This window comes from Streptomyces olivoverticillatus (assembly GCF_014203555.1).
Taxonomy (GTDB): domain Bacteria; phylum Actinomycetota; class Actinomycetes; order Streptomycetales; family Streptomycetaceae; genus Streptomyces; species Streptomyces olivoverticillatus.
In genome coordinates this window covers 285,632-301,235 of the sequence record NZ_JACHJH010000003.1, presented here as the reverse complement: position 1 = coordinate 301,235, position 15,604 = coordinate 285,632, and the positions used below count along the sequence as shown (strand labels likewise).

The window sequence follows — 15,604 nt, the reverse complement described above, 5'->3', positions numbered from 1 at the left end:
GAAAGTATTCCTGGCTACAGGCTCCAGCATGTATGGAGCTGAGTCGCATCAGGCTCCGCCGGAGCTAGACTCCCAGGATCCCTCAGCCGGCACCGCCGCCCCAGGACTTCCGATCAGATTGAAGTCTATGTGTGTTAGCTTGTCTCGATCGGTGAGGGAGTCGGCCGGAAACTTAAAATCCCACCGGGCGTAGCCGTTCGCGATCCATTTCTCGATGGAATCGGATCGCCCATTACTTCCGCCATGTTGGCATGGCTCGGCGCCGCGTGGTTTTATTACGGCACACACCATGCCCAGCGTCAGCGGTTTCGTCATGAGGCGGGGATCTGCGCCATAGTCCCGGGGGTCATCCAGCAGTGCCTCGAAATGGAGCTGGCGATCCGATTCGTTCAGTCCTTGCTGGCCAGTACCTGCGAGCGTCCCTCGAAAGTTTATTTTTCCAACGGTTGTGCACTTTCCATTCTCGCACTCTTTGTATTCCACCGTGTAGCGTTGGATGTCGCAGTATCGCCAATGGTCCACTGCTTTGTGCATCTCTTTCTGGCTGCCACTCAGCGAATTGTGGCAAAATTGAGGGCTATTACTGTCGGGTGTGTAAATTCCCTTCCGCTTTGACTGCCGAATGAGGCTGAGGCGCCTTTTCTCTACTTCCTCTGGGCTCTCGGGTGCTGATTTGACGGCCCGACGGCGGTCTTCCAGCGACTTGGGTATTTGGCGCGATGGCTTGGTTACCGGTTTTGCGTCCGGTCCGGCACCATCGACTGCCGTGAACACCGTTTTGTAGGTCTTACTAGTGCCTTGCGCGGCTTGTGCGGGCGTCGACGCGAGCAGCGCGCCTATGACTACTGCGACTCCTGCGAGGAGTCTGGGTCTCTTGCGCACGTAGTTCCCCTGATGTGCGTACTTGGTGTGAACCAGGAGAGGTTAGCGGTGAAAGTCAGGCATGTCCATGACCGAAATGGCGATGTGTCCGGTATCGGCAACTCTGCGTCATCGGCCGCAAGGCGTCCCGCTGTGCACCCTGGCTGTCTCCCGTCGGCGAACTGCAGCTGTTCGTCTTGGGGTCACTTCTGGGGCCGGAAGTCGGTCTACGGCTTGGCATGGGGCGGCGGCATGGTCGTCGGCGAGACTCTGGAGCTTGTCAGCGCTGTTGCGGTCGCCCAGATGGCGAGGTCACGGCCTTGCCGGCCTTGGAGGCGCCAACTCCTGCCGCCGTGGTCGAGGTTGCACTCCCATGCGCCGTCACTGCTCGTTGCGCGGTATGACCTGCTTGGCTATTTGGCCTTGCGCCAGGTCAGGTTGGGCCAGAAGAGTCGCATGAGGGCTCCTCGGTGGGGCCCGGCGACGGGTGGCCGCCGGGCGAGGCTCAGGCGGTCCAGCGGGCGAAGTTGACGGTCCCGCTTCGCAAGGCGGCCGCGGCGAGGAACTCGGCGTCGGGTGCGCCGGCCGCGATGGTACGGAGCACGTCGGCGTGGAGCTGGTCCTCCAGGCTGTGGGCGGCTTCGTCGTCGTGCTGGTGGTGGGCGATCTCTGCCAGGCGGCGGGCGACGTCCTCGACGGTCAAGAGCGTGGGGGCCTCGTCGGCCGACTGCGGGTGGGGCTCGCCTTGGTGCTCGATCTCATGGGCCATGACGGTCTCGCCCTGACGGGCGTCTTCGGCGATGAAGTGGGTGCGCAGTTGGTTCTCGTAGAGGGCGGCGGCGTGGAGACTGTCGATGTCCAGCGCCTGCACGGTCAGCAATCCGGGTGCAACGCGAACGTAGTGGATGCTCCCCGTCCGGTCTCCGTCGGCCACGACGCTTACCTGCCCAGCTTCGTTCATGAGCCGGGTGACCATGGCGTTCACCGTGTGACGTCCGGACTTGTAGGTGACTCGCTCACCGAGGCGAGGGCTCTCCGGTGGGGCGGTGATCGTCAGCTCGTCGACGAAGGGGCGGCTGCGTCGGTTGCATCCCTTGTCGCCCTCGACTGCGTCCCAGCTGACGCCGACGTACTCGCGGCCGTAGTTCGGGTGATCGGTGTTGGCGACGCGTCCGATGTCGTGCCCGTTGACGGTTCACCGTCGCCCCTCGGAGGACATGACGCGGGTGCCTGCGGGGAGGTCTGTGGCGGTGCGCTGCCGGCTGGTCGTGGGCTTCTCCGTGCTGTTCGCGTTGCTGGTCTGGGTCGTTTGCTGCGCCGTGCAGTTGGTCTATGCGCACTCCGCGAAGTCGGCGGCGACGAGGTGGCGGGTGGCCTTGTAGGTGCCGAGCGCGGTGAACAGTGCGGAGTCGTGTCTTCCGGGTCCGCGTCAGCCGTCGGCGCACGAGGTCCTGGATTTCAACCGCCGTCCGGGGAAACGCCGGACTGCTGCGCGCACTCGAATCGGGTGGGGACTCAGTCTGGAGGGACTGCGGGACGGCCACGAGGGCGAGGTCGGCCGACCGTTGTGACGAATCCGGTTCTCGTCAGCCCACTCGATGGCGCAGCGGGCGTTCTGCGGCCCGGTTGGGCGTAATGGGACCGGTTTAGGATGGTCGGCTCCCCCATGCGAGACTTCTGCCAGGCGGTTCGCGGCGGTGAAGGAGCTTCCTGCTCCCCGCACCGCGGTCCGACCCTCCTGCACCTGTATGAAGGATCCCCAGAGGAGCAGTTCGCACACGGGCGCAGTAGCTCGTGCGGGGGCGCCGGGCCCCCGCCTCGCCGTGCCTGCACAGTCCAGGCGGTACCTGGAGAGGAGCGTGTCCTGCTCCGGGTCTACTTGCCTGTTGGAGGGGCTGGGGCTTGGGTGCTCTACGCTCCCTTGGTTGAGTCGGAGATCGAGCAGGGGGCTTTCATGAAACTCCGGGGGTCGTTGTTTTCGGCACGGTGGCCGTCACGCTGGCCACGCTGAGCGCGTGCAATGGCGGCGGCGCGGACGGTGACAAGGGCGCGGTGGGCGGAGCGGGAGTGGCGAAGCCCAGTGCCTCTCCGTCTCCCAAGAGCTTTGCCGCGCCGACGAGATTCTCGCTGGATCAGAGCATCTTGCTGCCGGAGTCCGCGGGTGTGGGCAAGTCCGCCATGGGGAAGCAGTTCCCGATGCCGGTGGCGTTGCATAACGGCGCGGTTTTCATCTCGCGGCCGGACGGACTTGATGCGGTGAGCGGCTATGCCAAGAGTTTTCCGGTCACCATCACCTCTGAGCACGAGGCGGTGACGAAGCTGAAGGACGTGGGCGGCGGCTTCTCGTCCGACAACCCCGCCGAGGCGCCGCTCATCACTCCCTTCGGGCGGAAGACGTGGGTTTTGAACGCGGTGGTGACGCGCGTGACCGGTGCGGGGACCACCAAGTCCCATGATGTGGTGGAGCTCATGGCGGTGGACACCGCTAACGCCGGCGCCAAGGCCTGGTTCACCGAGATCGCGCTGCCGGATGAGTACCCTGCCGGGGATCAGGCTGAGGCATACGTGGTCGGCCGGGGCGGGGACACCGTCGTCGTCTTCGCCCGCGGCCAGCTCTTCGGTGTCGACCTGGCCAGCCGCCAGCGGATATGGGTGGCCCCGGGAACCTACAGCAAGGGTGCGGTCGTCGCCGGGGGCCGCATTGTCGCGATGCGCAAGAACTCCGACACCGAACAGGTTGTGGGGCTGGACGCGGCCAGCGGCAAGGATGCGTGGACGTCGCCGCGGACGGGCAAAGAGCTCTCCGCCGCGGGGCCGGATGCCGTGATGACCTACGAGAAGGTGCAGGACGGCGACGGCGCACAGAACTTCCTGCTCGACGCAGCCACCGGTGCCATCCGCAACACCTTGCCCAAGGACGCCCCCGGCTCCGACTGCGCCTACGACGGCGCCGCGGTCACCGTATGCGTGGACGGCAGCGTGAACCACAAGGTGGCCGCCTACGACCTCAAAACCGGCCAGGAGCGGTGGCGGCTGCCCGACGCAGCCGGCACACGGGTAGCACCGACGGTGAGCCTGGTGCGAGCCGGGCTGATCTACGGGATGGCCAACGGCAATCCCGTCGTCCTGGACGCCGCCAGCGGGAAGGACAAGGAGAACCAGCCCGGGATCGCCCCCTACATCGCAGACGGCTACGTCGGCATCACCCACACCAAGGACGGCCCGGGCGTCACCGCCTACCGCGCCGTGGGCTGACCAGCCACCCTTGCGCCGGCCAAGAGCACGAGACCGTGTCGAAGCCGAGGCCAGGAACCAATACCCCGTGAGCGGCCCGGAACGCCCGGGCCTCGTGGACACCGGCTCGCACAACGCCCTGGCCACCGGGCTTTTGACGGGTGCAGCGGCGTCGAGACGCAGTTCGTCAAGCGGCTGGCCGCCACCCTGCTGCCTCGGTGAGAGCAACACGGCCGCCACGCCGACCCGCGCAGTCCATTTCGGACTACGCAACGAATCACCCAAAGCAACGGAGAAACCAGTGGATGGCACCGATTTCGAACAGTGGCGCATCGCGGCGGACGCCGAGGACGTACGGCAGGAGATACCGGCGCCCACCAGCGACTTCCCCGCCGTCGTCCAAGGATGCAACGCGCTGCTGGACGCTGCGGAACTCCTGCAGGACCTGTCGGTTCCCGGCGCGCTCGCGCGTGCGCGCGCCAAGATCAGCTGGGCCCTGGGCCGGATCCCGCAGGACGGCCCGGACGAGTCCTGCCACCACTACCGCTGGCGCAGCTCCCTCAACAGCGACGACCAGTTCGACGTCTGCTCGAAACCCTCGTGCGGCCGGTGCGCTCCCCTGATGGAGGCGCGGGCCACCCATGAGGAACCCGACGGCGGTCGCTGTGAAGGGTGCCAGAAGCCCTGGGTGCCCGAGGACGACTACACCCCCTACCTCGGCGGTTTCGTCGTCCACACCAAGGACTGCCCGGTTCTCCTGGCAAGCAAGTAACCGCCTCGAGGGACGGTGGCCCCTCCACCCATGCCATGAGCCTGCGCCGGCCCCGCCTCGCCGACGGCCCCTCACCGTCCGTACCGCGCACCGCCCCCAACTGGCCACCGCCCGCAGCACTCCCCCACACTGCCGCGCGCCCGCCCAGTCACCATCGGGCCGTGACGCTCCTGGCAACCCTGTACCGGTTCTCTTCAACGAAAGTGGTCAGCAGCAGTCCCAGAATGATCGCCCCGAGAGCAACCACACCACCGAATGCGGCTCGCCGGCGAAGCATGCCTGGGTGGGCGCTACTGAGGTTTTCGGTTCAGGGTGATGGGATCCTTGAAATCAGCCACTCGTGATCAGATGTGCGGCCAAACCTGCCTTATGGACCTCCCACCCTTCGTGTGAGCTTGATCGACGCGCTCCGTGATCGGTGACGGACTGGGGCCTTCGACTGCTGTATGTGCTGGTCGCTCGTGAGCCCGGTGTCAGTGAGCCTGGATAAGGTCCCCTCAAGATCCCGCACGTCAAGATCCTCAAGGGGGAGATCTGTCATGAGTAGCACCGGAAACAGTGCGTACGAGGGGTTCACGGCCGAGGAGCGGGCCGCGATGAAGGAGCACGCCCAAGAGCTGAAGACGGCAGCGCGCCGCCGCTCGCACGCGGACAAGGCGGCGGAGGCGGAGCGGGACGTACTCGCGAAGATCGCTGAGATGCAGGACTCGGACCGGACGATGGCCGAGCGCGTCCACGCCGTCGTCACAGCCAGCGCCCCGGCCCTGGCGCCGAAGCTCTGGTACGGGATGCCCGCCTACGCGCTGGACGGCAAGGTCGTCTGTTTCTTCCAGAGCGCGGAGAAGTTCAAGGCACGTTACGCGACGCTCGGGTTCAGCGACCAGGCGAAGCTGGACGAGGGCACGATGTGGGCGGCCGGCTTCGCCCTGACCGAGGTGACGGCCGAGGTGGAGGCGCGGATCGGTGCGCTCGTGAAGCAAGCGGTGAGCTGAGGCGGTCGGCGGTCTCATCAGGGGTCGTAGTGATCTTCGGTGGTGGGTGTATCCCGGTGGCACGCGATATCCCGACGGGGGTGGTCTGACCGCGAAGCAGCGGGCTCAGCGGGAGCAAGTGCGCTTCGAGGCCGCCGAGTTATTCGCGCAAGGGGTGAGGTCACCGCAGGTCGCGTGGCCCCTGCGGGTCTCCTCCCGGAAGTCGGCCTATGACTGGCGCGCTCGCTGGCGTCAGGGTGGCGCGGATGCCCTGCGTTCCAAGGGCCCGTCCGGACGGCCTTCGAGGATGAAGCCCGGCTGGTGTGTCTGGCTGGCGGCGGAGCTGGAGAAGGGGCCGGCCGCGCACGGTTGGAGGGAGGACCAGCGGTGGACGCTGGCGCGGGTGGCCACGGTGATCGCCCGGCGGTTCCATATCCGCTTCAGCCTTGCGCAGACCTGGCGCATCCCGCGCCAGATGAGCTGGTCGGTGCAGGTTCCAGGGCGCCGGGCAGCCGAGCGCACCGAGACGGCGGTGGCCGCCTGGATGAAGGAGACATGGCCGCGCGTGGAAAGACGGTGAGGGGCCAGGACGCGTGGCTGCGCTTCGCGGACGAGGCGGGTCAGGTGCTCCGGCCGCCGCGGGCGCGTACCTGGTCCCGGCGCGGGCACCCGCCCCGGGTCACCGTCCGCGCCGCCGGTTCGGGGCGCATCTCTCTGGCGGCCCTGGTCTGCCGCAGACCGGGCCACCGCACCCGGCTCGTGTTCCGGATGCTGGTCCACCATGGCCGCAAGAGTGAGAAGAAGGGCTTCCGGGAGCGGGACTTCGCCCTGCTCCTAGAAGCTGCTCACCAGCAGCTCGGCGGGCCTATCGTGCTGGTGTGGGACAACTACACCCACCATGTCGACGCCACCATGCGCGAGTTGATCGGCCGACGGTCGGCCTGGCTGACGGTCTTCCGCTTCCCGTCGTACAGCCCCGATCTCAACCCTGCCGAAGGCGTATGGGCGCACCTGAAGAGGAGCCTGGGAAACCTGGCTCCGTGCAGCACCGATGAACTCGCCGGACTGGTCCGCACCCGTCTGAAACGGATGCAGTACCGGTCGGGCCTGCTCGACGGGTTCATCGCCGAGACCGGCCTCATCGCGGGCCAGCCATGACATCACCCCGCCGACTTGGGCGTCCGAGTGCTACGAGAGCGATGGTCGTTGCTGTGGACGATGGTGCGGTGACAGGCATCAGAGACGACCACGTGAAGGTCCACTTCCGGCTGGAGTCAGACGAGGACGGCTGGCCGCCAGCGAGCGTGGAGAGCTTGTGGGGGGGTGGACCTTGGCGACGGGACCGTGCGTCTGGACAACACTCCATGGTTTGTACGCGGGGTCGCCGGCGGTGACATCATCCGGGTGGAGGGCGACGATGAAGGTGTCCGCTGGGCCGGGAAGACCGTGCGGGCCTCGGAGAACTGCACCATTCGCCTGATCGTCCTGAGGGACGGCGGATCGGGGGCTGCCCGGCAGACCGTGCTGGAGACGTTCCACCGCCTCGGCACGACCGGTGAGGGGATCGAGCAGTTCCGGATGGTGGCTCTCGATGTTCCACCGCATGCGGACCTGCCTCGGATCCGGAAGCTCTTGGAGCATGGGGAGGCCAAGGGGTGGTGGCACTGGGAGGAAGGGTGTGTCACTGCCGCGTGGCGGGCCACGGCAGAGGGGTAACTGCCAGGGTCGCTCACCTTTCATGGCGCGGAGGCGAGGAGGGCAACGGGATGACCATATTTCGCTGTGCCAACTGCCGGCAGCCTTTGACGAGCGAGGTGGTGCCCGGGGGCCGCTGAGGGGGCCTGAACGGCCGGCGGCCCACGAGGTTGCCTCTCCCCGGATGACCGCGGGGACCTTCAAGGTCAATTTCAATGCGAGTCTCCTGATCTTGCATCCGGATGACGTTCCGGGGGACTGCGCCGCACCCCGATTCTCGGCGTTTGGTTGGTTGCTGCGGAGTCGCCGGCCAAGACGGCCCCAACCTCGTGTGCAGCGTCTGCCGTGTCGGGGTGGCGACCAAGGAGTCGGACTGCTGGACCGACAACCTCGTGGCGTTGATCACCGCTGTTACAGACGAGTCCAAGGTGCCATGGGCCTCAGGCGGCAGTTTTGGATCGGTTCCTGTGTGATGTTCTGTGAGCGGAGCTTGTAGGGCTTGGTCAGGTTGATCCCGCAGTGGCGTGTCCTGATGATCGGTTGTTCAGTTGATCGGTTGTGACGCCTGAGGAGCTGGCTGCGGTCCGGTGTGATCTGGAGGACTTCGCGGAGGAGGTGTTCGAGCCGTTCGCGCGGGCGGATCAGCGTCGGTGGGGCGGGACCTACCTGCGGGGACTGCTGCTGGACGGACAGCGCAAGTCGGTCGAGCCGATGGCGGCCCGGCTCGGGGCGGACGGCAACCGGCAGGCCCTCGCGCACTTCGTCACCTCCAGCCCCTGGAACCCGGCACACGTGCGGGCCCGTCTCGCGTGGAAGATGGAACAGGCCATCCAGCCGACTGCGTTGATCATCGATGACACCGGGTTTCTCAAGGACGGTGACGCCTCGGCGTGCGTGACGCGGCAGTACACCGGCACCGCGGGGAAGGTCACCAACTGCCAGGCCGGGGTGTCCCTTCACCTGGCCTCCGATCACGCGTCGGCCGCCGTCGACTGGCGTCTGTTCCTCCCGGAGACCTGGGACCCGTCCTCACCGAAGGCCGACCCGGACAAGGCCGGCCGCCGCGTGAAGTGCGGCATCCCCGCCGGCACCGGGCATGTCGAGAAGTGGCAGCTGGCCCTGGACATGGTCGACGAGACACGGTCCTGGGGCATCGACGTGCCCCTGGCCGTCGCCGACGGCGGATACGGGGACACCGCCGCCTTCCGCCTCGGCCTCGAAGAACGCGGGCTGCACTACGTCGTGGGCATCTCCACCACGGTGACCGCACACCCCGGCGACGCGGTGCCGGCCGTCCCGTCCTACGGCGGAACCGGCCGCCCGCCGGCAGCGAAGTACCCCGATGCAGCCAGAAGCGTGAAAGAGCTGGTCACCGACGCCGGACGCGCCGCGGCCAGGTCCGTTCAGTGGCGCGAGGGCTCCCGACGCGGCACCGGCCGCAGCGGCCTGAAGCGCATGTACGGACGGTTCACCGCCCTGCGGATCCGACCCGCCGGACGGAAGGTCCGCCAAGCTGCCCGCGGTGCGGAACTGCCCGCATGCTGGCTACTGGCCGAATGGCCCGCCACCGAGCCCGGACCAGTCCAGTTCTGGCTCTCGAACCTGCCCGCCGACACCCCGCTGACCACATTGGTGCGGCTCGCGAAGCTCCGCTGGCGCATCGAGCACGACTACCGCGAGATGAAACAAGCCCTGGGACTCGCCCACTTCGAAGGACGGACCTGGCAGGGCTGGCACCACCACGTCACCCTCGTCTCCGCCGCCCACGCTTTCTGCACCCTCCAACGCCTGGCCAGAGCCCCAAAAGAAACAGCGCCGGCCTGACCCTCTACCAGGTCGTCCGCGAACTGCAGACCCTTCCTCACGGTCTGGACCGGCGCTTGCCCCACCTGTCACCGCGACATACCCACACTCACACCAACCTGACCAAGCCCTACTAGTACTCCGGCACCTTGTCCCGGCACCGGGAGCAAGCTGTGCCGCACACCCGGCCGGACCCTTTCCGTCGCCAACCGCTTGCAGCGGGCTGCGATGGTGCAGCCCGCTGCGTACGGTGTCGTGACAAGTCGGCGTCCGTCCTCGGCTGTCCAGCCGTCACCGAGTTCCCGGTGCAGAGCCTTCAGCGCGTACGGCGTGCTGACGACGCCCGCACTTGGTGACTCCGTACAGGCGGGGATCACACGTAGGTGAAGCCACCCGGCACCGGGGCACTGCCTCCGGGAGTGGTGACGATCACGGGGACGTTGCCGGCCGCGTGCGCGGGCGTCACACCGGTCAGGATCGTGCCCGTCGTGTCGACGGTCACCCCGGTGGCGGCAATGCCGCCGAAGGTTACCGCAGCACCGGTGAGGTTGACGCCGGTGATGGTGAACGGGGTGCCCCCGGCGGCGGGACCGGTGTTCGGGGTGATGAGGGCGGCAATCGGAGGTGCCGGGGTCAGGTAGGTGAACAGGGCAGGCGCGCTGGTGCCACTGGTCGTGGTGACGACCACCTGCACAGGACCCGCGGCGTGGGCCGGGGCCAGGGCGATGATGAGGAGCCCGAGCGGGTCCTGGAACAGGACGGTCGCGGGCGTACCGCCGAAGGTGACCGACGTGGCGTTGGCGAGCCCCGATCCGATGATGAGGACAGGGGTGCCTCCGGTAGCGGGTCCGACCATCGGGATGAGAAGCCCGATGCTCGGGGTCGTGGCGAGCAGGTTCGCCTGAAGACCTGGGACAGGTGGGATGAGTGTGGACATGACGGTTCCTCCTCGTTGAGGTGTCAAGGGGGGACTGATCGGCGACTGTGTGCCGGCCCCGAGCCTCGGTCCCGCGCAGTGGGGGGCGTCGAATGCTCGAAGCGGCGGCCGGTTCGTCTGACAGCTCCCGGGCCGTACCGTTTGCGCCGCCCGTGCGATGCGCCGCACCGACGACGGACCCGGAGCCTGCGCGAGGGTGCCCGTCCGCCGGGATACCCGGTCCGCGAACACCGCGGACCCGCGACGTGACGTCCGCGCGAAGTCATGCGAAGAAACCGCGAGCCGCGTCACTGTTTCGGAGAGCGAGGGGCGACCCACCGGTTTGGGTGAATCCAGTACCCCATAAGCGTGAGCCACCGGACAAGGGGGCTGACGCTGGTTCACCTGAATGGCGCACAGGGCGTCAGGTGCGGGTCCGGGCGCGGAGGCTGTGTGATGTCTCCGGCGCTCTGGTCATGCCGGCGGCGGCCACGCGCCGGTAGCTGCGCGAAGCCGTCGGCGCCCACAGCGGCGGCGGTGCATGTCGTGTCGTCCGTCCAGCCGGTCTCTCCCCCAGGTCGCCGTTGTGCCGCCCGGGTCGCTTTGCCACCGGACGTGCGCGGTCACAGACGGGACACCTGCTCACCGGAACGGGCATGGAGGGACACCGGATACCTCGGCAACCGCACCGGCCTGTGAAGCAGCCCCGCTATCCGGAGCGTCCTCCGTCGGCCAGACGCTCCACCGCGGCCAGGACGGGGCCGGCGCCGTCCTCCGCCCTGATCGATGCCGCCAGCTGCCGTGCTCGGCGGCGGTAGCGAGGTTCGTACACCGCCTTCCGGATGGCCGCGGCGAGGTCTTCGGCGGACAGCCGGCGCAGGGGAATGCTGCCCGGACTGACGTCAAGGGCGACCAGACGCGAGGCCCAGAACGGCTGGTCCAGCATCACCGGCACCGGGACGGACGGCACCCCCGCGCGGAGACCGGCCGCCGTGGTTCCAGCGCCCGCATGGTGGACGACCGCCGACATCAGCGGAAACAGCTCTGTGTGCGGGGCCTCGCCGATGGTGAGCACATCGTCCCCCTCGATCGACAGACCGGCCCAGTCGGCCTGTACGACCGCGCGTACCCTGGCGAGTTCGAGGGCCCGTGCGACACAACGCCCGACCGGTTCCGGGCCGACCCCCGCCATGCTGCCGAATCCCACATACACCGGCGGTGGGCCGGACCGCAGGAACTCCGCCAGCCGGGGCTCCGGTTCCCAGCCCAGGGCCTGCGGCGGCCACCAGTAACCGGCCACCTCCATGCCCGGCCGCCAGTCGGCAGGTCTGGGGACCACCACCGGACTGAAGCCGTGGTACACCTGCCAGCTTGCCCGCCGGCGCCGTAGGGCTCCTTGTGTTACCCCCAGCCGGCGTTGCAGCCGGCGTACCCCGGGCCGGAACGCGGTTGCCAGCACGGACTGGACGCAGTGTCCCGCGGCCAGGTTGCCGAGCCTGCCCAGGGACGGCATGCCGGGGACGACCGGGGGGAACTCACGTGTGGGAGCCAGGGGTTGGAGGAAGACACCGATACTGGGCAGGCGCAGACCAGCCGCTGCCGTCAGCCCCAGGGGTGCCAGACTTCCCGAGACCAGGAGGACTTCGGGATGGGAGGCGCAGGCATCGGCCACCGCATCGGCGAGCTTCGGTGCCAATTGGCGTGCCAGGCACATCTGCTGGGCCGGGGGGAGACGAACGCCACGGCCCTGCTCTCCCGGTTGCCGTCCTGGTTCGCCCATGGCCTGATCGTCCAGCGGCAGTGGATGGAAGCCCAGGCCGCAGCGGCGAATCAGTTCGGCGGAGCGCGTGTGGGTGGCGATGGACACCTCGTGTCCGGCTGACCGCAGACGCAGCCCCAGGCCGGTGTAGGGGACGACGTCCCCATGCGATCCCGCGGTGGCGATCAGTACGCGCATGGTCGGCTGTGCCTCGCTTCCCGAGGTGCAACGGTGCGGTGGTGCATGTGGTCAGTCCCGGCGCGCGACCACCCGGTAGGCGTTGGCGAACCGGGTACCGCGCGCCACGGGGGCCAGCAGCAGGTCGAGTCCGAACAGGGCTGCCAGCAGGGGCGCGCCGGCCAGCAGGGAGACAGGCCGGACCGTGCGGCTGAGGAGTCCGGGTTTCTCGGGCAGCCAGGGCACGTCGGCGCTGGGGAGTAAGCGGCTGAGTACGTTGGCCGCCGCGGAGGTGAGGTCCGTGGGGACATGCGGCTCGCGCCGGTCGGTGGCCACGACGGTGAACCCTTGCGCGGTCAGGGCGCCGCACAGGTTCTCCAGTGGGAGGAAGTGCAGGTGCTGGGGCTGGAGCCAGGGGCCCCACCAGCGGCCGAAGAGCCGGGCGGCGGCGGATTGCGGGTCGGGGACCTCGACCAGCAGGTGGCCGCCCGGCCGCAGGGCGGTGTGCGCCGCTGCCAGCTCCTGCCGTGGCGCGACGGTGTGCTCCAGGTAGTGGTGCATGCTCACCACGTCGTAATGTCCGGCCAGTTGGCGGGAGAGTTCGGTGAAGGCGCCACGGTAGGCCCTGGCGATACGGCCATGACGCGCCGCGATCTCGACGCCCTGGCCGATGTCGAGCCCGTCGAATTCGGTGTCCGGGTGGATCGTCCGGGCGACGGCACAGAAGTGGCCGTGGCCGGTGCCCACGTCCAGCCAGCGGCGCGGGCGGGCCGGTGGGGGCAGTGCCCGGGCGCGTGCCCGGTAGAGCCGGATGGCGATGGGTGAGGAAGCCATGCGCGTCATGGTCGCTTCGCCCAGGCCGTCGTAGCAGTCCCGGTAGTAGAACTCCAGCCCGGCCGCGTTCAGCCGGGGGTTCTGGAACACATGCCGGCAGTTGCCGCACTGGTCGAGTGCGAAGGTGCCCGGCTTGCGCTGCAGACAGTCGGCGGTACGCAGCCGTTGGTGCAGACGCCCCGAGCCGCACCAGGGGCAGGTGGCCTGCCGGGGCTCGAAGAACCGCTCCAGGCCCTGTGCCAGGTCCTGCTGGTAGCGGGGTCTGCCGGCGGCGACCCGCTTGCTTCGCGTTGTCATCCCGGCAGACTCCCTTCGGCTGGCCGCCGCCCGTCAACACGGATAACCAGATTGACCCGAACAAGGGGTTTTGGTCCCCGTGAGAGTCCAGAATTCACCCGAATGGACCGGTGTGGTGTCCGATTCCGCCGTCCGGGACCGATGCCATGGCCGGTCCGCTGCCTCCCCTCCCGGCTAGGCCGTTTCTTTCGGATCAGCGTGCTGACCAGAGGAAGATGCCTGCGAGGTAGAGTCCGGCGAGGTAGACGGTTGCGGTCTTCTCGTAGCGGGTGGCGATGCCACGCCACTGTTTGAGGCGGTTGATGCATCGTTCGACCGTTTTGCGTTGCTTGTAAGCCTCGCGGTCGAAGGCGGGTGGCCGGCCGCCGTGGCTGCCGCGTCGTTTGCGGTGGGCCTGCTGGTCGGCGGGGACCGGGATCACTGCCCGGATTCCGCGGCGTCGCAGGTGTTCGCGGATGGCGCGGGATGAATAGGCCTTGTCGGCCAGGGCCACATCCGGCCTGGTCCGGGGTCTTCCGATGGGCCGTGGCACCCGGATCCTGGCCATGACCTGCTCGAAAGCGGGTGCATCGCCAGCCTGCCCGGGTGTGAGGACGAAGCACAGTGGTCGGCAGCGGCCGACGGCGGCCAGGTGGATCTTGGTCGTCAGCCCGCCCCGGGACCGGCCGAGGGCGTGGTCGCCAGGCTCGCCGGCCGGGTCCCCTTTTTGCGGGCCCCGGCCGCGTGTTGATGCGCGCGCACGATGGTCGAGTCGACCGCGACCACCCACTCCAGGTCCTCATCCGCGTCAGCCTGGGCGAGCAGAGCAGTGAAGACACGTTCCCAGGTGCCGTCGATCGCCCAGTTCCGAAGCCGCGTGTACGCGCCTTTCCACGAGCCGTACTTCTCCGGCAGGTGAACCCACTGCGACCCGGTCTGGAACTTCCAGGCGATCGCGTCGATCACCTCACGGTGATCACGCCACCGACCGCCTCGTTTTGGGGTTCGGTCGGGCAGCAACGGCTCGAGCCGCGCCCACTGCGCGTCCGTCAACGGCACACCGAACCAACGATCAAGTGATCCGAAAGAAACGGCCTAGTGTGCTGCGCCAGAAATCCTGAGGGTTACTGAGGTTGAACTCGTGGTGTCGTAGGGGCTGACGGGCGGCAGCTCTCTGCGGTATCACCGGGGCATGCGGTATCCACAGGGTGGCGGACTGACCGCCGAACGCCAGCATTTCCGCGAGGAGTTACGGCTTCGGGCGGCCGAGCGGTTCGCCAGGGGCGAGGCGAGTTCGGTAGTTGCCAAAGACCTGCGCGTCAGTGTCCGGTCGGTGCAGCGATGGCGGCAGGCGTGGGAGGAGGGTGGTCCGCGTGCTCTGCGGTCACAGGGGCCGGCGTCGTTGCCGAGGCTGAGCGAGAAGCAGTTCGCACAGCTGGAGGTGGAGCTGGCCAAGGGGCCGGCCGCGCACGGCTGGGAGGACCAGCGGTGGACTCTGGGCCGGATCAAGACCGTGATCGGCCGGCGCTTCCACCTGACCTACACCATTCAGGGTGTGCGCAAGCTCCTGGTCCGCAATGGCTGGTCCTGCCAGGTCCCCGCCCGCCGGGCCCTGGAACGCGACGACGGAGCCGTGGCCGGCTGGGTGAAGGAGACCTGGCCCTGCGCGGAAGACTTGCGGCGGCCCGTGGAGCATGGCTCGTCTTCGAGGACGAAGCCGGCTTCTCCATGACGCCGCCGCACGCCAAGACCTGGTCGCAACGAGGCCGCACCCCAGTGGTGCGGGTCCGCGGCCGCTCCCGCAGACGCATTTCCATCGCCGCCCTGACCTGCTACAAACCAGGCCATCGGTCACGGCTGATCTACCGGCCCCGCCGCGACGACGGCAACCGCGACGGGCGCAAAAGCTTCTCCTGGCGTGACTACCGCGACCTGCTCATCGCAGCACACCAGCAGCTCGGCGGCCCGATCGTCCTGGTCTGGGACAACCTCAACGTCCACAAGGCCGCCGGCCTGCGAGAGTTCGCCGCCACCCGGGACTGGCTGACCATCTACTACCTGCCGCCTTACGCCCCCGACCTCAACCCCGTCGAAGGTGTCTGGTCCCTGCTGCGGCGCGGCTGGCTCTCCAACGTCGCTTTCACCACCCCGGAGCACCTGATGCAGCGCATCCGACGCGGCCTCCGCCACGTCCAGTACCGCAGCCACCTCATAGACGGCTGCCTTGCCGAGACAGGACTGACCATCAACCCCTGATCCCGGAAGACGACATCACGAGTTCAAACTCAGTAGTAAGTACCCTGTTG

Annotated in this window: 12 protein-coding genes and 1 pseudogene; 7 read left to right on the top strand and 6 right to left on the bottom strand. The window is 68.1% G+C overall.

All coding sequences use genetic code 11. The annotated features are described in order from the left end of the window. Nucleotides 1–48: 48 nt before the first annotated feature. Both FHS39_RS11860 and FHS39_RS25140 read right to left on the bottom strand, forming a co-directional pair. The gene (locus FHS39_RS11860; RefSeq protein ID WP_184349228.1) at nt 49–882 is read right to left on the bottom strand and encodes a hypothetical protein; all 834 of its coding nucleotides are present in this window, start codon (nt 880–882) and stop codon (nt 49–51) included. Between the two features lie 484 nt (nt 883–1,366). Further along, on the bottom strand, nt 1,367–1,795 hold the full coding sequence (locus FHS39_RS25140) for a hypothetical protein (protein WP_221462684.1): 429 nt from the start codon (nt 1,793–1,795) through the stop codon (nt 1,367–1,369). A gap of 1,052 nt (nt 1,796–2,847) precedes the next feature. On the opposite strand from FHS39_RS25140, the gene FHS39_RS25840 reads away from it, so the two are divergent. From FHS39_RS25840 to FHS39_RS11820, 6 genes are all read left to right on the top strand, one after another. After that, nucleotides 2,848–4,116 carry an outer membrane protein assembly factor BamB family protein gene (locus tag FHS39_RS25840; protein WP_184349227.1) on the top strand — a complete coding sequence of 423 codons (1,269 nt, stop codon included), beginning with the start codon at nt 2,848–2,850 and terminating at the stop codon, nt 4,114–4,116. Between the two features lie 280 nt (nt 4,117–4,396). Continuing rightward, on the top strand, nt 4,397–4,867 hold the full coding sequence (locus FHS39_RS11845) for a hypothetical protein (RefSeq protein WP_184349226.1): 471 nt from the start codon (nt 4,397–4,399) through the stop codon (nt 4,865–4,867). 539 nt (nt 4,868–5,406) lie between these two features. Continuing rightward, on the top strand, nt 5,407–5,859 hold the full coding sequence (locus tag FHS39_RS11840) for an iron chaperone (RefSeq protein WP_184349225.1): 453 nt from the start codon (nt 5,407–5,409) through the stop codon (nt 5,857–5,859). Between the two features lie 46 nt (nt 5,860–5,905). Continuing rightward, a protein-coding gene (locus FHS39_RS26040) for an IS630 family transposase (protein WP_425507770.1) occupies nt 5,906–6,996 on the top strand; the annotation gives its coding sequence in 2 pieces (ribosomal slippage) (nt 5,906–6,395 and nt 6,395–6,996; 1,092 coding nt in all). Nucleotides 6,997–7,161: 165 nt separating this feature from the next. Further along, nucleotides 7,162–7,554: a DUF4265 domain-containing protein gene (locus FHS39_RS11825; protein WP_343069523.1), complete on the top strand. Its 393-nt coding sequence runs from the start codon at nt 7,162–7,164 to the stop codon at nt 7,552–7,554. A gap of 537 nt (nt 7,555–8,091) precedes the next feature. Further along, nucleotides 8,092–9,357 (top strand): IS701 family transposase, encoded by a 1,266-nt coding sequence (locus tag FHS39_RS11820; protein WP_184349222.1) that lies wholly within the window; start codon nt 8,092–8,094, stop codon nt 9,355–9,357. A gap of 352 nt (nt 9,358–9,709) precedes the next feature. On the opposite strand, the gene FHS39_RS11815 is transcribed toward FHS39_RS11820, so the two are convergent. From FHS39_RS11815 to FHS39_RS11800, 4 genes and pseudogenes are all read right to left on the bottom strand, one after another. Further along, nucleotides 9,710–10,273: an IPT/TIG domain-containing protein gene (locus tag FHS39_RS11815; RefSeq protein ID WP_184349221.1), complete on the bottom strand. Its 564-nt coding sequence runs from the start codon at nt 10,271–10,273 to the stop codon at nt 9,710–9,712. A 688-nt stretch (nt 10,274–10,961) separates the two neighbouring features. Further along, nucleotides 10,962–12,209, bottom strand: a complete 1,248-nt coding sequence (locus tag FHS39_RS11810) for a glycosyltransferase (RefSeq protein ID WP_184349220.1) — start codon at nt 12,207–12,209, stop codon at nt 10,962–10,964. Nucleotides 12,210–12,260: 51 nt separating this feature from the next. Continuing rightward, the gene (locus tag FHS39_RS11805) at nt 12,261–13,319 is read right to left on the bottom strand and encodes a class I SAM-dependent methyltransferase (protein WP_184349219.1); all 1,059 of its coding nucleotides are present in this window, start codon (nt 13,317–13,319) and stop codon (nt 12,261–12,263) included. Between the two features lie 193 nt (nt 13,320–13,512). Continuing rightward, nucleotides 13,513–14,357, bottom strand: a pseudogene (locus tag FHS39_RS11800) (IS5 family transposase). A 133-nt stretch (nt 14,358–14,490) separates the two neighbouring features. On the opposite strand from FHS39_RS11800, the gene FHS39_RS26035 reads away from it, so the two are divergent. Continuing rightward, a protein-coding gene (locus FHS39_RS26035) for an IS630 family transposase (protein WP_425507769.1) occupies nt 14,491–15,554 on the top strand; the annotation gives its coding sequence in 2 pieces (ribosomal slippage) (nt 14,491–14,934 and nt 14,937–15,554; 1,062 coding nt in all). The last annotated feature ends 50 nt before the right edge of the window (nt 15,555–15,604 follow it).